Source organism: Pedobacter steynii, from assembly GCF_001721645.1.
GTDB lineage: Bacteria > Bacteroidota > Bacteroidia > Sphingobacteriales > Sphingobacteriaceae > Pedobacter > Pedobacter steynii_A.
Genome location: NZ_CP017141.1, coordinates 2,014,445 through 2,032,455 on the forward strand (window position 1 = coordinate 2,014,445; position 18,011 = coordinate 2,032,455).

Below are 18,011 nucleotides of genomic sequence, written 5' to 3' on the forward strand. Positions count from 1 at the left end.
AGATACACTGATAAAAGATCAGACAATAAAAATATTTAGGTGCCTATATCGGTGGTGTCTACCTCTTCCCATTCCGAACAGAGAAGTCAAGCCCACCAGAGCCGATGGTACTGCGGTAACACGTGGGAGAGTAGGTCGGTGCCAAATCTTAAAGTAAGCCTGTAGTAATACTACAGGCTTTTCTTTTAAACATAAGAAAGAACTCTAATTAAAGAAATTAAAAATATTTAGGTGCCTATATCGGTGGTGTCTACCTCTTCCCATTCCGAACAGAGAAGTCAAGCCCACCAGAGCCGATGGTACTGCGGTAACACGTGGGAGAGTAGGTCGGTGCCAAATCTTAAAAGAAAGCCTGTAGGAAACTACAGGCTTTTCTTGTTTATAACCTTTTTTGTTTCGGTAGTTACCTGTTATATTGATATTGGGCTGAGTATATCCTTGCTTTGGTCAGGAAGGTTTTTATGTGGAAATTTTTCTTTTTAATGATTTCCGGACTCTCGACTTGATGGTCTAGAAGAAAGGAAAGATATTAGGGGTATGTTTAATCTTAAATGAGCTTAAGTATATTTTATACGCCAACGGCTAAAGAGACCTTGACTGCAGTTTATAGTTTTATTGAAGGAAAATTTGGACGGCATTCGGCAGATAAATTTCTGCTAAAAGCGGAAAGAACAATTGCAGTGGTGGGTAAACAGCCATTTCTGTTCAGAGCTTCGGCGATTGATACTCAGATACGCATCGCTCTGGTCACTAAACAATGTTCGCTTTTCTATCTCGTTCGTGATTCTTCGGTGCACCTTTTGTTCTTCTGGGATAATCGCCAGGAACCAATCTGATATTTTTTGGTGTTGGATTCCGGATATTCTATTTTAATTTGGGAGAGGGATTATCAGGCATTCTTAAATTAATTATTCATTTGGGATTTATTTTTCATTCAGCATGTAGCCGAGAATAAATGCTGTTTGATTTTTTTGCAGACTAATTTTGATAAACAAGAAAGGATCCTAATTAAATACAAAGAATATCATCGTTTAAAATTATAATTCCTAGCCTGATAATCTGGTTATGTATCAGTTCTGAGGTTTGATTGGTATACTGAGCGAATTATTCTTGAAATAAAATTGAAATCAGGTTTTCCGGATGTTGATGCTCAATGTGGCTAATTAAGAGGCGGTTGTGTGAGAAAATTTCTGAGAACAGGCGTGTGAATTTGGAGTTATGTTAAAATAAAGAGAAGATTATGTAAATAAAGTTTGCAGGAAGAAAAAATAATCCTACTTTTGCATCCCGCTTCGGAGGAAGAGAAACAGAGAGGTTGAATAAAGAGAGAAGGATTTGAAAGATTGCAGTAGAGATGAGTCAGAGGTTGTTTTGACGGTTTATTAACCAGAAAAGGCAAAGTAAAAAAGTTTCAAAAAAAGCTTGACAATAACAAAAAGATTTCTACCTTTGCAGTCCCAACAAAAACGGGGGTTACCAAACGGAGTTTAGTAACAAAAACAAAAAGACTGAAACGATTGGAATTTCGAAACTGACACCAGGAATATTAAGACCTGGAAGAAACAGAGAAAAGAAGATTGCCACATAAAAGAAGAACCGCGAGGAGATTCGAAAAGTTCATTAAAGAGATGTCATTTATAGCGTAGCGAGGTAAGATAGTACCGTTTCAAAGTACATGAAAACCAAAGCTATTTTTTCAAGTCAGAATCTGACAGACAATACAAAAAAGAATAAAGACTATTATTAACAAGTTAAGAATGGTCAGCGTTCAAACAACACATTTTACAATGGAGAGTTTGATCCTGGCTCAGGATGAACGCTAGCGGCAGGCCTAATACATGCAAGTCGAACGATACCATTTAGCTTGCTAGATGGGAAAGTGGCGCACGGGTGCGTAACGCGTATGCAACCTACCTTAATCAGGGGGATAGCCCGAAGAAATTCGGATTAACACCGCATAAAATCACAGTACAGCATTGTACAATGATCAAATATTTATAGGATTAAGATGGGCATGCGTGTCATTAGTTAGTTGGCGAGGTAACGGCTCACCAAGACCACGATGACTAGGGGATCTGAGAGGATGACCCCCCACACTGGTACTGAGACACGGACCAGACTCCTACGGGAGGCAGCAGTAAGGAATATTGGTCAATGGAGGCAACTCTGAACCAGCCATGCCGCGTGCAGGAAGACAGCCCTCTGGGTCGTAAACTGCTTTTATTCGGGAATAAACCTACTTACGTGTAAGTAGCTGAATGTACCGAAGGAATAAGGATCGGCTAACTCCGTGCCAGCAGCCGCGGTAATACGGAGGATCCAAGCGTTATCCGGATTTATTGGGTTTAAAGGGTGCGTAGGCGGCTTATTAAGTCAGGGGTGAAAGACGGTGGCTCAACCATCGCAGTGCCCTTGATACTGATGAGCTTGAATACACTAGAGGTAGGCGGAATGTGACAAGTAGCGGTGAAATGCATAGATATGTCACAGAACACCGATTGCGAAGGCAGCTTACTATGGTGTCATTGACGCTGAGGCACGAAAGCGTGGGGATCAAACAGGATTAGATACCCTGGTAGTCCACGCCCTAAACGATGAATACTCGCTGTTAGCGATACACAGTTAGCGGCTAAGCGAAAGCGTTAAGTATTCCACCTGGGGAGTACGCCCGCAAGGGTGAAACTCAAAGGAATTGACGGGGGCCCGCACAAGCGGAGGAGCATGTGGTTTAATTCGATGATACGCGAGGAACCTTACCCGGGCTTGAAAGTTAGTGAATGAGATAGAGATATTTCAGTGAGCAATCACACGAAACTAGGTGCTGCATGGCTGTCGTCAGCTCGTGCCGTGAGGTGTTGGGTTAAGTCCCGCAACGAGCGCAACCCCTATGTTTAGTTGCCAGCACGTTAAGGTGGGGACTCTAAACAGACTGCCTGTGCAAACAGAGAGGAAGGAGGGGACGACGTCAAGTCATCATGGCCCTTACGTCCGGGGCTACACACGTGCTACAATGGATGGTACAGAGGGCAGCAAGCTGGCAACAGCAAGCAAATCTCAAAAAGCCATTCACAGTTCGGATAGAGGTCTGCAACTCGACCTCTTGAAGTTGGATTCGCTAGTAATCGCGTATCAGCAATGACGCGGTGAATACGTTCCCGGGCCTTGTACACACCGCCCGTCAAGCCATGGAAGTTGGGGGTACCTAAAGTATGTAACCGCAAGGAGCGTCCTAGGGTAAAACCGATAACTGGGGCTAAGTCGTAACAAGGTAGCCGTACCGGAAGGTGCGGCTGGAATACCTCCTTTCTGGAGTAGTTCAGACTACTCGCTACGTAAATGATATAAATGACAAAAAAATCTCAAAAAGAAAAACCCATAGGATGAAACATCACTTAGTGTTCTCATACTGCAGTAAAGACAAATAGTCCCGTAGCTCAGTTTGGTTAGAGCACTACACTGATAATGTAGGGGTCAGCAGTTCAAATCTGCTCGGGACTACAGATATATTCTAAGGGGGATTAGCTCAGCTGGCTAGAGCGCCTGCCTTGCACGCAGGAGGTCAACGGTTCGACTCCGTTATTCTCCACCATTACCCAGGCTTAATACAAAAGGCCAAGAAATATGATTACGGATTGTGATCAGGGGAAGTAAAGTTCTTTGACATATTGGAAGAAGTTAAAAAAGAAGAGCAAACAACAATAGAGACGTTGTTAGCTTGAAGGAAGGAATAAGCAATTATTCAGTCCGTAGAGATAACAACAAATCAAAAAAAGCATTTCCATAGGCGCAAAAGGCTATGGAGAGAAGAAAGTAATTAAGAGCACACAGGGGATGCCTTGGCTCTCAGAGGCGATGAAGGACGTGATAAGCTGCGATAAGCTTCGGGTATTAGCAAATATGAATTAATCCGAAGATTTCCGAATGGGGAAACCTGGCTAGTTGAAGACTAGTCGTACAATGTACGCAAACCTGCCGAACTGAAACATCTAAGTAAGCAGAGGAAGAGAAAATAATAATGATTTCCTAAGTAGTGGCGAGCGAAAGGGAAAGAGCCCAAACCACTTATGTTACGGCATATGTGGGGTTGTAGGACTACGATGTGGTATACTAAAATGAAGTGGAACAGGATGGGAAGCCTGGCAATATAGCGTGAGAGCCGCGTACACGTAAGTAATAGTAACCTAGTAGTATCCTGAGTACCGCGAGGTCGGAGACGCCTTGTGGGAATCTGCCGGCACCATCCGGTAAGGCTAAATACTCCTGAGAGACCGATAGTGAACCAGTACCGTGAGGGAAAGGTGAAAAGAACCCCGAACAGGGGAGTGAAATAGAACCTGAAACTGTGTGCTTACAAGCGGTCGGAGCGTCCAGGTGGCGTGACGGCGTGCCTTTTGCATAATGAGCCTACGAGTTACTCTTCTCTGGCAAGGTTAAGTGTTTAAGACACGCAGCCGAAGCGAAAGCGAGTCTGAATAGGGCGTATAGTCAGGGGAGGTAGACGCGAAACCTTGTGATCTACCCATGGACAGGTTGAAGGTGCGGTAACACGTACTGGAGGACCGAACCGATAAACGTTGAAAAGTTTCCGGATGATCTGTGGGTAGGGGTGAAAGGCTAATCAAACTGGGAAATAGCTCGTACTCCCCGAAATGTTTTTAGGAACAGCGTGGTGGTAAAGTTATATAGAGGTAGAGCTACTGATTGGGTGCGGGGGAGTCAAATCCTACCAAATCCAGACAAACTCCGAATGCTATATAATATACACTGCAGTGAGGCCCGGGGTGCTAAGGTCACGGGCCGAGAGGGAAAGAACCCAGACCATCAGCTAAGGTCCCCAAGTTATAGTTAAGTTGAACTAACGAGGTCCGATTGCATAGACAGCTAGGATGTTGGCTTGGAAGCAGCCATTCATTTAAAGAGTGCGTAACAGCTCACTAGTCGAGCGATCGGGCATGGATAATAAACGGGCATTAAACTATACACCGAAGCTATGGGTAATATTAATATTACGGTAGGGGAGCATTCCAGCGGCAGCGAAGTTATGACGTAAGTTGTGGTGGAGCTTCTGGAAAAGCAAATGTAGGCATAAGTAACGATAAGGCGGGAGAGAAACCCGCCCACCGAAAGGATAAGGTTTCCTGATCAACGCTAATCGGATCAGGGTTAGTCGGGGCCTAAGGAGAACCCGAAGGGGATATTCGATGGACAACTGGTTAATATTCCAGTACTTTTTATAACTGCGATGTGGGGACGGAGTAGTGACACTGCCGCGATCTGACGGAATAGATCGTTAAAGGGCGTAGGTATTAGGACTGTAGGTAAATCCGCAGATCTAGCTGAAACCCGATAGTACTGCAAACCTTCGGGGGCGTAGATAGCGCAGGTAATCAGACTTCCAAGAAAAACCGCTAAGCTTCAGGTTATAAAAACCCGTACCGCAAACCGACACAGGTATCCGGGAAGAGAATTCTAAGGTGCTCGAGTGAATCATGGCTAAGGAACTCGGCAAAATGGCCCTGTAACTTCGGGAGAAGGGGCGCTGACAGCAATGTCAGCCGCAGTGAAAAGGCCCAGGCGACTGTTTAACAAAAACACATGGCTTTGCAAAATCGAAAGATGAAGTATAAGGCCTGACACCTGCCCGGTGCTGGAAGGTTAAGAGGGGATGTTAGTCGCAAGGCGAAGCATTGAATCGAAGCCCCAGTAAACGGCGGCCGTAACTATAACGGTCCTAAGGTAGCGAAATTCCTTGTCGGGTAAGTTCCGACCTGCACGAATGGTGTAACGATCTGGGCGCTGTCTCAGCCATGAGCTCGGTGAAATTGTGGTCCCGGTGAAGACGCCGGGTACCCGCAACGGGACGGAAAGACCCCATGCACCTTCACTACAATTTAACATTGACATTGGATACAGGATGTGTAGGATAGGTGGGAGACTATGAAGTGGCATCGCTAGGTGTTGTGGAGTCAACGTTGAAATACCACCCTTTCTGTATTCGGTGTCTAACCCCACTCAGTGGGGGACATTGTTTGATGGGTAGTTTGACTGGGGTGGTCGCCTCCAAAAAGGTAACGGAGGCTTTCAAAGGTAAGCTCAATACGCTTGGTAACCGTATGAGGAGTGCAATAGCATAAGCTTGCTTGACTGTGAGGCAGACAAGCCGAGCAGGGTCGAAAGACGGATATAGTGATCCGGTGGTTCTGCATGGAAGGGCCATCGCTCAAAGGATAAAAGGTACGCTGGGGATAACAGGCTGATCTCCCCCAAGAGCTCATATCGACGGGGAGGTTTGGCACCTCGATGTCGGCTCGTCACATCCTGGGGCTGGAGAAGGTCCCAAGGGTTCGGCTGTTCGCCGATTAAAGTGGCACGCGAGCTGGGTTCAGAACGTCGCGAGACAGTTCGGTCCCTATCTGTTGTGGGCGTAGGAATTTTGAGTGGGGCTGACCTTAGTACGAGAGGACCGGGTTGGACTAACCTCTAGTGAATCTGTTGTTCCGCCAGGGGCATTGCAGAGTAGCTACGTTGGGAATAGATAAGCGCTGAAAGCATCTAAGTGCGAAACTAGCCACGAGATGAGAATTCCATATAGGACCGTAGCAGACTACTACGTTGATAGGTTACAGATGTAAAGGTGGTGACATCAAAGTCGAGTAATACTAATAATCCGAAGCTTTCAAGAGCAATAAACTGTTGTTTGTTCTTCCTAACTTAACTTCTTTCAATAATATGTCACTGTTTGATGGTGAGCTGCAATAGCAGATACACTGATAAAAGATCAGACAATAAAAATATTTAGGTGCCTATATCGGTGGTGTCTACCTCTTCCCATTCCGAACAGAGAAGTCAAGCCCACCAGAGCCGATGGTACTGCGGTAACACGTGGGAGAGTAGGTCGGTGCCAAATCTTAAAGTAAGCCTGTAGTAATACTACAGGCTTTTCTTGTTTATAACCCTTCTGGGTTTCAAGACCTACTCGCTCTATCGCTCGGTAACGCGATTATTATTGTTAAAAAATGCTAAAACTTTATCCCTGATGCAATAAAACCGTATTATTGTATTTTACGTTAGTTTATAAAAGCAATTTCAAATGAGGTTCAGAGAATTATTATTTACAGGACTATTTTTATTAATTAATGCTTCAGGTTTTGCTCAGAGCAAGGATGTTAAACTTCCTGCGAACTGGTTTAATCTGGATCTTGTTCAGGATGGTTATTTTGGAATAAGTACAGAAAAGGCATATAAAGAACTGCTGAAGAATAAGAAGCCTAAAGAGAAGATCATCGTAGCAGTAATTGATGGTGGTATTGACATCAACCATGAGGATTTAAAGGATATTTTATGGACTAATAAGAAGGAAATTCCTGGAAATGGTATCGATGACGATGGAAATGGATATGTTGATGATGTTCATGGGTGGAATTTCATAGGCTCTAAAAATGGAAATCTGGCTTATGATAACCTCGAATTGGTTCGGATTTATAGAGAGTATGCGCCAAAATACCGGTCTACGATAAAGTCAACAGTTCTTGATAGTGCTCAAAAGAAAGAATTTGAATTGTACACTAAAGTAACTGCCGAGTTTGGTAAGAAATATGATGAAGCGGATCAGACTTTCAGGGTTGTTTTTGCTATTAATAAACTGATGGATTCTGTTGGATCTATTCATAAAAAAGCTATTCCATCTCTTGAAGATATCGAAAGCTATAAGGCTGAAGATGAGATGGAAGAACAGATTAAAAAAATAATCAGATCAGGATCTAAAGAAAGTGGAAGTATAGAGAAGTTCCATAAGGAGATAAAAGATGCTTACAAGCAGTACGATGTGATGTTAAGGTATAACCTAAATCCTAAGTATGACCAAAGAGCTGAATTGGTAGGGGACGATTATTCCAATGCCAAAGAGAAATTTTATGGCAATAACGATGTTAAGGGGCCAAATGCCGAGCATGGTTCTCATGTTTCCGGGATTATAGGGGCCAACAGAAAGAATGAAGTTGGCATTAATGGGGTTGCAGATTTTGTAAGTATAATGGGGATCAGAGTGGTTCCTGAAGGTGATGAAAGAGATAAAGATGTAGCAAATGGCATTAGGTATGCCGTAGACAACGGAGCGCGGGTAATTAATATGAGCTTTGGAAAGGGCTACAAATGGAACAAGGAGATAGTAGATGAGGCGGTAAAATACGCGGAACAAAAAGGGGTTTTATTAGTTCATGCAGCTGGTAATGACAACCTGAATGTGGATCTGGAAGATAACTATCCTAATAAGTATTATGATAGTCCTGAAGCAATTGCACACAAAAAGAAAATGGAAAAACTGAAGCCGGCAGTTATCCCATTTAAACCTTTAAATAGTCAGATGCAAAACCAGGGAATGGGAAGGCCAGCTGTGAGACCAAATATTAAACCTGTAATAGATTCGGCTAAATTTAATCTTCCACATGCAACCAACTGGATCGAAGTGGGTGCCAGTGCCTATAAGAATGATGCCACATTAAAAGCTTCATTCTCAAATTATGGGAAATTCAATGTTGACGTATTTGCTCCCGGATTTTTGATTAACTCTACTGTTCCTGATTCTAAATATGAAGAATTGGACGGGACAAGTATGGCGGCACCAGTAGTATCGGGCCTGGCTGCATTGATTCTGAGTTATTATCCGGATCTTAGCCCTCAGCAAGTCAGGGAAGTCATTATGAAATCTGTTTCCAAAGTGCAGCAGAAAGTTAAGCTGACCAATGAAAGAGGAGAGAATGTTAAAGCATCTTTTTCTGAACTTTGTGTAAGTGGCGGTATTGTGAATGCTTATGAGGCTTTAAAACTAGCACCAGGTTACAGCAAAAAAAAATAGGAGAATTTTCGGCTTAATCTATTGTGATTGAAGGAGGAAGCAGTGCTTGGTACCCCTTTTTATCTTTATAGACATACCGTTTTGTAATGGTGTAGTTGCCTTTTTTTCCGGGTTTTATTTTATTGGAAATTTCTTCTGGAAGACCTTCCCGATCTGATGCAGTATAGGTTCCCTTCGTGATGACCATAATATCCCTAAAGTATTTTTTCTTACCAGGAAGAACTTTATATTCACTTGACCAGGAAGATGGAGCTTCATCTTCTCCTCCTATCGTCTTTTTAACGCCATATGCCGACATAATTTGCTGATAACGGCCATTGGTTCCGGCAATGAGAAATAATGACCCGTAAAACGGCCCTCCACCGCCGCCATTCAAATGCTCAATCATAAAGGCATATTGATCTTCTCCGATTAGTAAAGGTTTAGGTATCGGACATTGTGAAAAAGCACCATAGCCTGCAATTGCCGGTTGGAATATCCTTAGCTTCCATCCCTCCTTTGTCAAAGCAAATTTCGCTAGTCCCAATAGTCCACCGGTAAATCTGGAAGTCTGGAGCCCCTCCTGATCAAATTCTGAATGATTAAAACTGATGACCTTATATTGCAGACCTGTAGAATCCCTGAAGTCCATTATATTTATCAACCTTGTGGCTGTTCCTCGTTTAAATGGAAATATAAGATTTCCTTCCTCTCCATTTGCATCAATATAAGATGATCTGTTGGAGGAGTTGATATCCCAGTTGATCAGTTCTTTTGTATAGCCGGCTTTTTTCGTAAGATTATAATATTTGCCGGGGAAAAGTTTTAATAGCGTCTTTTGTGCATTAAAAGGTTCTGAAATTAAAAGACTGCGATTATTTAATATGGAATCATTTACTATTATTTTTTTTAGGTATTCCTCGTCATTTTGAGCATAGGAAGAGTTGAAGAATTGCAATGATATAATTAAAAAGAAGAAAGCAGATTTCATAAGTAATGGTTCGGAGAACCTTTGCAGGTTGTGGCGAAAAATATAAATATTAGCGACTAAAATCTGGATTTTAATTTAAAAATAGCCTTAAAATGCTCCAAGTTTTTTTTATTTTGGAAGAGAAAACGTCATTTTCTGCTCTGATTCTGTAAAGATGAGGACTAAGCTGGAAGATAAATATTTAGTGATTTTCTATTGAAGCTTACAGTATTTGGGCTGAAATTCCTGATGCTTTTAAAGTATGCAAATCGGGATATAATAGATGTGAGATGAAATTAGTATATTGTAAAATGCTGATTATAAATCGATTTAAACGTAAAAAAGCCCATCCGTAGATGAGCTTTTATCAGTAGCGGGGAGCAGGATCGAACTGCCGACCTCAGGGTTATGAATCCTGCGCTCTAACCATCTGAGCTACCCCGCCGGGCATCTTCTTTTTTAAAGAGTTGCAAATATAGAATAATTTACTTTTCTTTAGAAATAAATATTAAAAAAAATAGTCTAGTAGTTCAAAATATAAGGATCCATCGATGTCAGAAAAGAAAAAGTTTACGTTAGAATATGAATTGAGATCGTCTCCTCGTATTTTGTTTAGCTTCATTAGTGAGCCAAATGGCTTATCTCAATGGTTCGCTGATGATGTGATTTTCCGTGATCAGCTTTATACATTTACATGGGATGACGAAATACAAAAAGCAAAGCTTTTAAGTATTAAAGAGAATAAACTGGTAAAGTTTAAATGGCTTGATGATGAACCTCATTGTTATTTTGAAATGGAAATCGTTCAGGATGAGTTAACGAATGATGTTGCATTGTCCATTACTGACTTCGCCACTGAAGATACACTTGCAGAACGTACTTTGATCTGGGATAATCAGATTACCTATTTACATAGTGTACTTGGGGCATAATTTTTCGCTTGCTTTGATTACCTTTGTATATTGAAAAAGATTCATTTACTTCTGCTCAAAGCATTTATTAGGCCTTTCTTCGTCACATTTTTTATTGTGATGTTCATCTTGTTGATGTTTTTTCTCTTTAAATATGTGGATGATTTAATAGGAAAGGGCTTCGAATGGTATGTGATTCTGGAGCTGATGTATTACGCTTCAGCTGCAAATGTATCCATGGCTTTGCCTCTTTCGATCCTGTTGTCTTCTATTATGACATTTGGAACGTTAGGGGAAAATTATGAATTGGTAGCGATAAAATCTGCAGGCGTTTCCCTGCAAAAGGCAATGATGCCCTTATTGGTTCTCATTGTTTTTATTGCCATTGGTTCTTTTCTCTTCTCAGATGTAATGCTTCCAAAGGCTAATCTGAAATTTGGCTCTTTATTATGGGACATCAGAAATAAAAAATTGTCTTTTCTGATTAAAGAAGGAGTATTCAACAACAGCATTCCAGGCTATTCGATTAGGGTAGATAAAAAAGGAGATGATGGTGTTTCACTGGAGGGAGTGATGATCTATGACCATACCAGTAACAATGGAATTGCAAAGATCATTATCGCTAAAGAGGGGAAAATGGCCAGTGATGATAAAAATCTTTTGCTGAAACTGAAGAATGGGGTGAGGTATGAGGAGTCTAGTGGCCGGAATACTGTTTATAATCCAAGACAGCAATTTACCCGAATGAGATTTAAAGAAACTGATCAGAAATTCGATATTTCAAGTTTCAAGATGAATAGGACGGATGAGCAGGGTTTCAGAAATAATACACAAATGCTCAATCTTAAGGGCTTGGTTAAAAAGGAAGATTCCTTGAGTAAGGAACTGGATAGCGTTAATAAATTTGCTGCCATGACTGTCTCCAGTTACTTTAAGCAGAATAATTATGTTAAAGGCTATACTAAGGTTAAAGCTGTTGAGAAGGCGATTGATAAGCCTGTATTAAGCTTAATGCCGGTAACGCAGAAACAAGCTGTAATTCAAAGTGCATTAGATCAGGCTAATTCTATAAAACAAACCACTTCCGGAAGGTTAACTGATTATGGAGACAGGATCAGAAATATTATCAAAGTCCAGATTGAATACCAGAAGAAATTTACTCTTGCAGCATCTTGTCTCCTTTTGTTTTTTATTGGTGCACCCTTAGGAGCTATCATTAGAAAAGGTGGTTTAGGTTTGCCTGTTGTAATGGCTATTGTTTTCTTTTTAATTTACCATATTATTGCTACTGTAGCTGAAAAGTCTGCAATTACAGGTACCCTTGCACCATTTTTCGGACCCTGGCTGGCGATTATTATATTATCTCCTGTAGGTGCATTCCTTACTTATAAGGCGACAGTTGATTCTGCATTATTTGATGTGAACAACCTGAAGCAATTTGTAGTAAGCCTGTTTAAAAAGAAAAAAACGAACCTTCAGGTCAAGCCTTAATCATTTAAGAAGTAAGGATCCATATTGGCTATTATTCCTTACTTATTTATGATACTTTAACAAGGGAATTTGAATGGGAAGGTTGTAACTTTGTACTTAATCTTAATAGCTAAACAAGCAGCTGATCTTGGCGTTTGTTTATCGATATATTTCAAAAAATGGAAATCAAATTAAATGCGATAGAAGAAGCTATTGCTGAAATACAAGCTGGTAAAGTAGTTATTGTTGTTGATGATGAGGATAGGGAGAATGAGGGTGATTTCCTTACAGCTGCTGCAAATGCAACACCTGAAGTGATTAACTTTATGGCAACGTATGGCAGAGGACTGATCTGCGCTGCTTTAACTGAACAACGATGCGATGAACTCGGATTAGAGCTGATGGTAGGAAAAAATACTGCAGCTTATGAGACAAATTTTACGGTTTCTGTTGATTTAATCGGCTATGGCTGTACTACTGGAATTTCAGCTTCTGATAGGTCAAAAACTATTCAGGCATTAATTAATCCTAAAATAGACCCTTCGGAATTGGGTAGACCGGGACATATATTTCCCCTAAGGTCTAAAGATGGAGGGGTCTTAAGAAGGTCCGGACACACAGAAGCTTCAGTAGATTTAGCGAGATTGGCTGGAATGGAACCTGCCGGGGTTTTAGTTGAAATCATGAAAGATGATGGAGAGATGGCCAGATTGCCCGATCTGATTAAAATTGCAGCTCAGCATCAGTTGAAAATTATTTCAATAAAAGATTTGATTGCTTATCGCCTAAGCAAAGAAAGCTTAATTAAAGAAGAAGTAACTGTTAATCTTCCAACAGATTGGGGAGATTTTAAAATGACAGCTTATACACAGCTGGATACCGGAGCAACGCATCTGGCAATCAGTAAAGGAGAATGGCTGCCTGATGAACCAGTGATGGTACGGGTGCATAGTTCTTGTGTAACCGGAGATATTTTTGGTTCCTGCCGTTGTGATTGTGGGCCGCAATTACACAAAGCTATGGAAATGATTGATAAAGAAGGTAAGGGCCTTATCGTCTACATGAATCAGGAGGGCAGGGGTATAGGATTAGTGAATAAATTACGTTCTTATAATCTTCAGGACGCAGGTTTAGACACTGTTGAAGCCAATATTAAACTAGGCTTTAAAGGTGATGAAAGAGATTATGGAGTAGGTGCCCAGATATTAAGAGCTCAGGGAATTTCCAAAATGAAACTAATGTCTAATAACCCCACAAAACGTGCAGGCCTGATTGGATATGGATTGGAAATTGTAGAGAATATTTCAATCGAAATCGAAAGCAACATACACAATGAACAATATCTGAGAACCAAGCGCGATAAAATGGGACATCAGATTATGAAGGGGTAAGACCCAATTCTATTTCTTTGGATTATTCTTTTGTTGTTCGTTAAGAATGGCCTCTTTGTTAATTAATTGCCTGGTTTTGGGAGCTTCCCCTTGCTGGGCTTTTTTCTTTTGATCTCTTTTGTACTTACCGGTTATTTTCTGAAGAAATTCTCTAAAGCTGTCAAACTGTTGAGTATAAACCAATCCTAATGAGGTTACATTGTTGTTCTGGTTGATGCCAGAAGTGGTAAAGATGGTTTGTTGGGTAGGAGGCTTGTTTGACAACTTGCCAATCAATGTGCCATCCTTTTTGATCAGGCCGAGAATCTCTACCTCACCTCCAACATTGTTTCTTGTGAAGCCTGAAAGTGATAAATCGTTCGTACTACCTCTGTTCACAATTCCTGCATTTAAGATGACACGATCATTAAAGAGCCTGAACGAGGCATTAGCTTCCGTTAGTGAGCGCACATTGAAGTCAACAAAGTCAAGATTTAAAGACGAAAGAACATTATTAAGCTGATTGAATAATAGCTCTGTTGCTGTACTGGTTACACCACTGGTAAGCTGTTTCCCCAGATCTTCATTTCCGGTTCCGGGAGCAAAGCTTCTTCTGATGATTAAGCTCAATGCCTGTAGGTTCAGGTTATTGGAGTCATTGAAATAAGCCTGCATTTCTTCCTTGATTGCCGGATTTGACGGGAAGAAGATGTCCAGTTTGATATCGGGTTTTAGTAGTAAGCCTGATAATCCCATTTCTACTTCTGTCAATACCCGTTCATCTTTGCTACTTCCGGGGTCTCTGTTGGCCGCAGTATAGAGATCCCTCAGGCTCGTTCTAAGTGCATATATGGCCTTCAATTGTATTTGGGCAGCGGTAGGGTTGCCTGTCCATCTGATCGTCCCACCTTGTCTGATATTGAATTTCTTATTGATCACTTCCTGCGCGGTGAAATCGAAACTACCATTTTCAATGATATAATCTCCGGACATGTCGAAATCCCCCAGGCTATTTATCTTTAAGGTGAGATCAGTAGCATTCCCTCTTCCACTAAGGTTCCCCAGACTGGTAAAGATGTTGGCAACACTATTTGCATCAACATCTAGTTTTAAATTCATGGTGAGTCCATCAAAACTGGTTTGCTTTTTTACCGTTTTGGTCGTATCCTTACTTACAAATGTGATGAAATCCTTACTTGAAACGGTTTCAGAGCTATTTAATGGAAGATTAAAAACGGTTCCTTTTTCAGTTTTTGCATCTATATCGATAAACATGCGATTCGTCGGGCCTTTGAAAATAAACGTCCCTGTTCCGTAGGCTTGTCCATAGTAAACGGGGTTGTCTTTCTCTGTGGTGTTAAGTGCCATGAAATTTTTCGCTTTTACTACCACATCAATAGTCGGGTTATCGATGTTATTGAGGTCGACTGTTCCATTTGCCACTGCCTGGTTATTATCTACATCAACTAATATAAGGTCATTTATTTTAATGATACTATTGTCTATAATCACCTGGTCATTGAGTGTATAGGCTGTTTGAAGATAATTTATAGTCATTTTGCCCTTGTTAAAAGCCACTTCTCCATTGATTTCAGGTTTTTCAAAGGGGCCTTTGACATTGAGGTCTGCTGAGATATTTCCTTTTAGTTTTGACACCAGTTGCTTCACAAAAGGCTCCAGAACAGCCATTTCTGTCTCATCTAATTTCAGGTGAAGATCTATTTCTTTTTTCTCCAGATCGAGATTGCCTCTTGCTCTGAGGGTTTCTTTATCAAGGGCAACAATGGTAGTGTAGATATTGACCACGTTGTTGGCTTTGTGATAAGAAGACGTATCTGTTAAACTACCAATATAAGTATCATTGAAACTAAGCGAGTCAATGGTGATGTTGTCCGAAATTCTTGGCGATTTCAATACCTGATAAAGTTTTGTTTCCCCATTTAACTGCCCGGATAATCTAACGCCAAGCCCTTTTACAAAAGGATTTAACGTCTTCAAATCAAATTTTTCGAACCCAACAAGGATCAGGTCTTCGGGATCTTTGGAAAGGACCCCGTCAATTTTTAACAGCTGATGCCCATTACTTAGATCAAAATTGTCGATCTGTGTTTTGCCCTCATGAAAACTAATTCTTACTTTTTCCTGAATTTTCCAGTCTTCATTATTGATTTTCAAAATAGAAGGTAGGATGCTAATCCGGCCAACAGTATCTGTAGCAAATTCAACAAGACCGTTCAGATCGAGTGAATTTGCATCGTCTGAATTGGCGAGTTTTACGTTTAAAGCCAGACTATCATTTCTGAGAATATTTGAAATATTGACATTCTTAATGTATAGACTATCATTAATGTCAACCCGGTCGGAAGTGATAATTGCCTGTAGCTGATTGACAGATGTATTCTCATCTACAATGATGTTGTTGACTACTATCCCTTCATATTTCAATTTTTTTACAAAACCATTTATGGTGGCTGTCTTCTTCTGAGAATCGAAATTTCCAATAAAAATTGCCTGATCTTCAATTTCTAAGCCTGGAACAAGGAGCTGGGCAACGGGCTCGAATTTTTTGATCTTTAAGTTGAATTGAAAAATCTGGTCTTTATAATTGATGATTTCCGCTTTAAGTGAAGGAATATAAGTTTTAGCTAATGCCTTAAAGTAAGATGGTAATGTGTTCAGATCATATTGACCTTTGATACTGGCATCCAGAATATCTGAATTGATTGTCAGGCTTCGGTCTTTGCCAATACCATTGGCATTTAGCTGTATGGAATCAATATGATAAATTCCTTTTACATTATTCAGTTGTATATGTTGTACTAGTAAGTTACCCTGAATATTGTCCAGATTGGTCCCAGAAAAATTAGTGCTGAATGTAGCGTCAACCTGAAGAGAGTCCTTATATAATTTTAGTGCTTTGAGTCTCGCTTTTTTTATGTCAGCTTTAAAGTTGAATTCCGGAAGTTTTCCGTTAAGATTGACTCCCCCATCAAAATTCAGTTTAATATTTTTATCATTAACCTTTAAACTTCCATCGAAATATTTTTTTTCAAAAGTCCCATCGATATTAACATTTGTATACCTGTAATTGTTGAAATCAATATAATCGATATCTCCATCTAGTTTTTCATACAGACTTTTGATTTCCGTACCTCGGCCTTTAACATTTAGGGAAGCGGTAATTCTTCCAAGGCTTTTTTCGTCAATAAGGTTTCCCAAATTGAAATCGTAGGTTTTTACATTTCCTGAATAGGATGGAGTTCCTTTTTTGTCGATTTTCATATTGACATCGGAAACCACACGGCCTAGCTGTGTTTTGAATTCTCCATAGGCGATGAAATCATTCTGGAAACCTGTAAAAGAGCCATTAAAGTTTACATTTCCGAATTTGGAGACCACCTCAGGTATTGTTTTTGCTTTTTTTCCAGTGATGCCAGTCAGGATTTGATCAAGATCCTTTTTATTCGTTCCCGCCATTTCAATTTTGAGATCCATAAATGTCTCTTTTAAAACCGGCAGTCCTTTGAGGACAAAATCACCTTTGATATGAGTTGCTTTCCCCGCTTTTATGGCCAATTTTTTTGCCCTCAGGTTGTTTACCAAACCAGTGATCTGCCCGTCAACGTCCAGATTTAGGTTCATCTGATCCAGCTCTGAGGTAAAGAAAGATACATCACGGGAAGCGATATGACTATTTTTAAAGTTAGCCTTCATTCTTACTTTATTGACATAATCATTGAAATCTTTGAAACGATTAAAGCTCATTTTAAAATAATCCTGGAGCTTGCTGTGATTGGTTTCCAATAATAATTTCTGAAGTTCTATTTTATTGGTATCAACAGTGGTGAAAGCGGTTAAATTTTTAAGGTAAAACCCACTTTTCTCTTTAAAGGTGAGATTTTTGATATCTGCCTGAAGGATGTGATCAGTAGTATTCAGTTTTTCAAAGATTCCATTGAGGTTGCTCAGATGAACATCTTCAAAGTTTACCCCTTTCATGACCGTATCAATCTTGAGATTCTTATATTTAAAATCGATGTTATTCAGAATTATCCTGTCAAATGTAATTTTGTATGGTTTTTTCTTCTTTTTTACTGTTGGTGCACCCGAATCAAAGTAATCGATGATGAAATCAAGGTTGGTAGATTCATCTTTATAAGATTTAAGAAAAAAAGTCCCGTCATTGAGCTGAACAGTACTTACATCAATAATCCTCTTCTCCAGGGAAAGTTGATTAATATCTACCAGAAGCTTAGGTGTATTTAGAAGCGTATCCTTTTGCTGATCCAAAACCAGCAGGTTTTCAAGCACAAGAGATTTAAAAGGTTTGATATATATTCCCGTTAAAGATATCGTGGTATTGAGCTCTTTGGATAAATATGCCGCTGCTTTTTTTGCTACAAAAGTCTGTACCGGCTTAAATTGAAGCGCGAATAACAAGATCGCAACTAGCAATA

Annotated in this window: 7 protein-coding genes, 3 tRNA genes and 5 rRNA genes; 12 read left to right on the forward strand and 3 right to left on the reverse strand. The window is 40.4% G+C overall.

The genetic code is table 11. From position 1 onward, the window contains the following. Positions 1–35 precede the first annotated feature (35 nt). The 9 genes from rrf (BFS30_RS08340) to BFS30_RS08380 all read left to right on the forward strand — a co-directional run bounded on the left by rrf (BFS30_RS08340) (position 36) and on the right by BFS30_RS08380 (position 8,854). A 5S ribosomal RNA gene (gene rrf, locus BFS30_RS08340) occupies positions 36–147 on the forward strand. A gap of 80 nt (positions 148–227) precedes the next feature. Next, positions 228–339 (forward strand): 5S ribosomal RNA (gene rrf / locus BFS30_RS08345). 212 nt (positions 340–551) lie between these two features. Continuing rightward, positions 552–836, forward strand: a complete 285-nt coding sequence (locus BFS30_RS08350) for a type II toxin-antitoxin system RelE/ParE family toxin (protein WP_069378864.1) — start codon at positions 552–554, stop codon at positions 834–836. A 948-nt stretch (positions 837–1,784) separates the two neighbouring features. Beyond that, a 16S ribosomal RNA gene (locus BFS30_RS08355) occupies positions 1,785–3,306 on the forward strand. A gap of 117 nt (positions 3,307–3,423) precedes the next feature. Further along, positions 3,424–3,498: transfer RNA gene (locus BFS30_RS08360), tRNA-Ile, on the forward strand. Positions 3,499–3,512: 14 nt separating this feature from the next. Next, positions 3,513–3,589, forward strand: a tRNA-Ala gene (locus BFS30_RS08365). Between the two features lie 215 nt (positions 3,590–3,804). Further along, positions 3,805–6,682, forward strand: a 23S ribosomal RNA gene (locus tag BFS30_RS08370). Between the two features lie 113 nt (positions 6,683–6,795). After that, positions 6,796–6,907, forward strand: a 5S ribosomal RNA gene (gene rrf, locus BFS30_RS08375). Together the 16S, 23S and 5S rRNA genes with 2 tRNA genes alongside form the textbook arrangement of a ribosomal RNA operon. Before the next feature lie 183 nt (positions 6,908–7,090). Further along, positions 7,091–8,854, forward strand: a complete 1,764-nt coding sequence (locus BFS30_RS08380; protein ID WP_069378865.1) for a S8 family peptidase — start codon at positions 7,091–7,093, stop codon at positions 8,852–8,854. A gap of 13 nt (positions 8,855–8,867) precedes the next feature. Here the strand turns inward: BFS30_RS08380 and BFS30_RS08385 are convergent, their stop codons facing one another. Together BFS30_RS08385 and BFS30_RS08390 are read right to left on the reverse strand one after the other, a co-directional pair. Next, on the reverse strand, positions 8,868–9,824 hold the full coding sequence (locus tag BFS30_RS08385; protein ID WP_069378866.1) for a hypothetical protein: 957 nt from the start codon (positions 9,822–9,824) through the stop codon (positions 8,868–8,870). Positions 9,825–10,174: 350 nt separating this feature from the next. Continuing rightward, a tRNA-Met gene (locus BFS30_RS08390) sits at positions 10,175–10,248 on the reverse strand. Positions 10,249–10,354: 106 nt separating this feature from the next. Here BFS30_RS08390 and BFS30_RS08395 point away from each other — a divergent pair. From BFS30_RS08395 to BFS30_RS08405, 3 genes are all read left to right on the forward strand, one after another. Further along, positions 10,355–10,735, forward strand: a complete 381-nt coding sequence (locus tag BFS30_RS08395) for an START-like domain-containing protein (RefSeq protein ID WP_069378867.1) — start codon at positions 10,355–10,357, stop codon at positions 10,733–10,735. Positions 10,736–10,765: 30 nt separating this feature from the next. Further along, entirely contained in the window at positions 10,766–12,205 is a 1,440-nt protein-coding gene (locus BFS30_RS08400; RefSeq protein ID WP_069378868.1) for an LptF/LptG family permease, read from the forward strand. Positions 12,206–12,363: 158 nt separating this feature from the next. Beyond that, positions 12,364–13,575 (forward strand): bifunctional 3,4-dihydroxy-2-butanone-4-phosphate synthase/GTP cyclohydrolase II, encoded by a 1,212-nt coding sequence (locus BFS30_RS08405; RefSeq protein ID WP_069378869.1) that lies wholly within the window; start codon positions 12,364–12,366, stop codon positions 13,573–13,575. Between the two features lie 9 nt (positions 13,576–13,584). On the opposite strand, the gene BFS30_RS08410 is transcribed toward BFS30_RS08405, so the two are convergent. Next, complete coding sequence (locus BFS30_RS08410; RefSeq protein WP_069378870.1) at positions 13,585–18,009, reverse strand: translocation/assembly module TamB domain-containing protein; 4,425 nt, start codon at positions 18,007–18,009, stop codon at positions 13,585–13,587. Positions 18,010–18,011 lie beyond the last annotated feature (2 nt).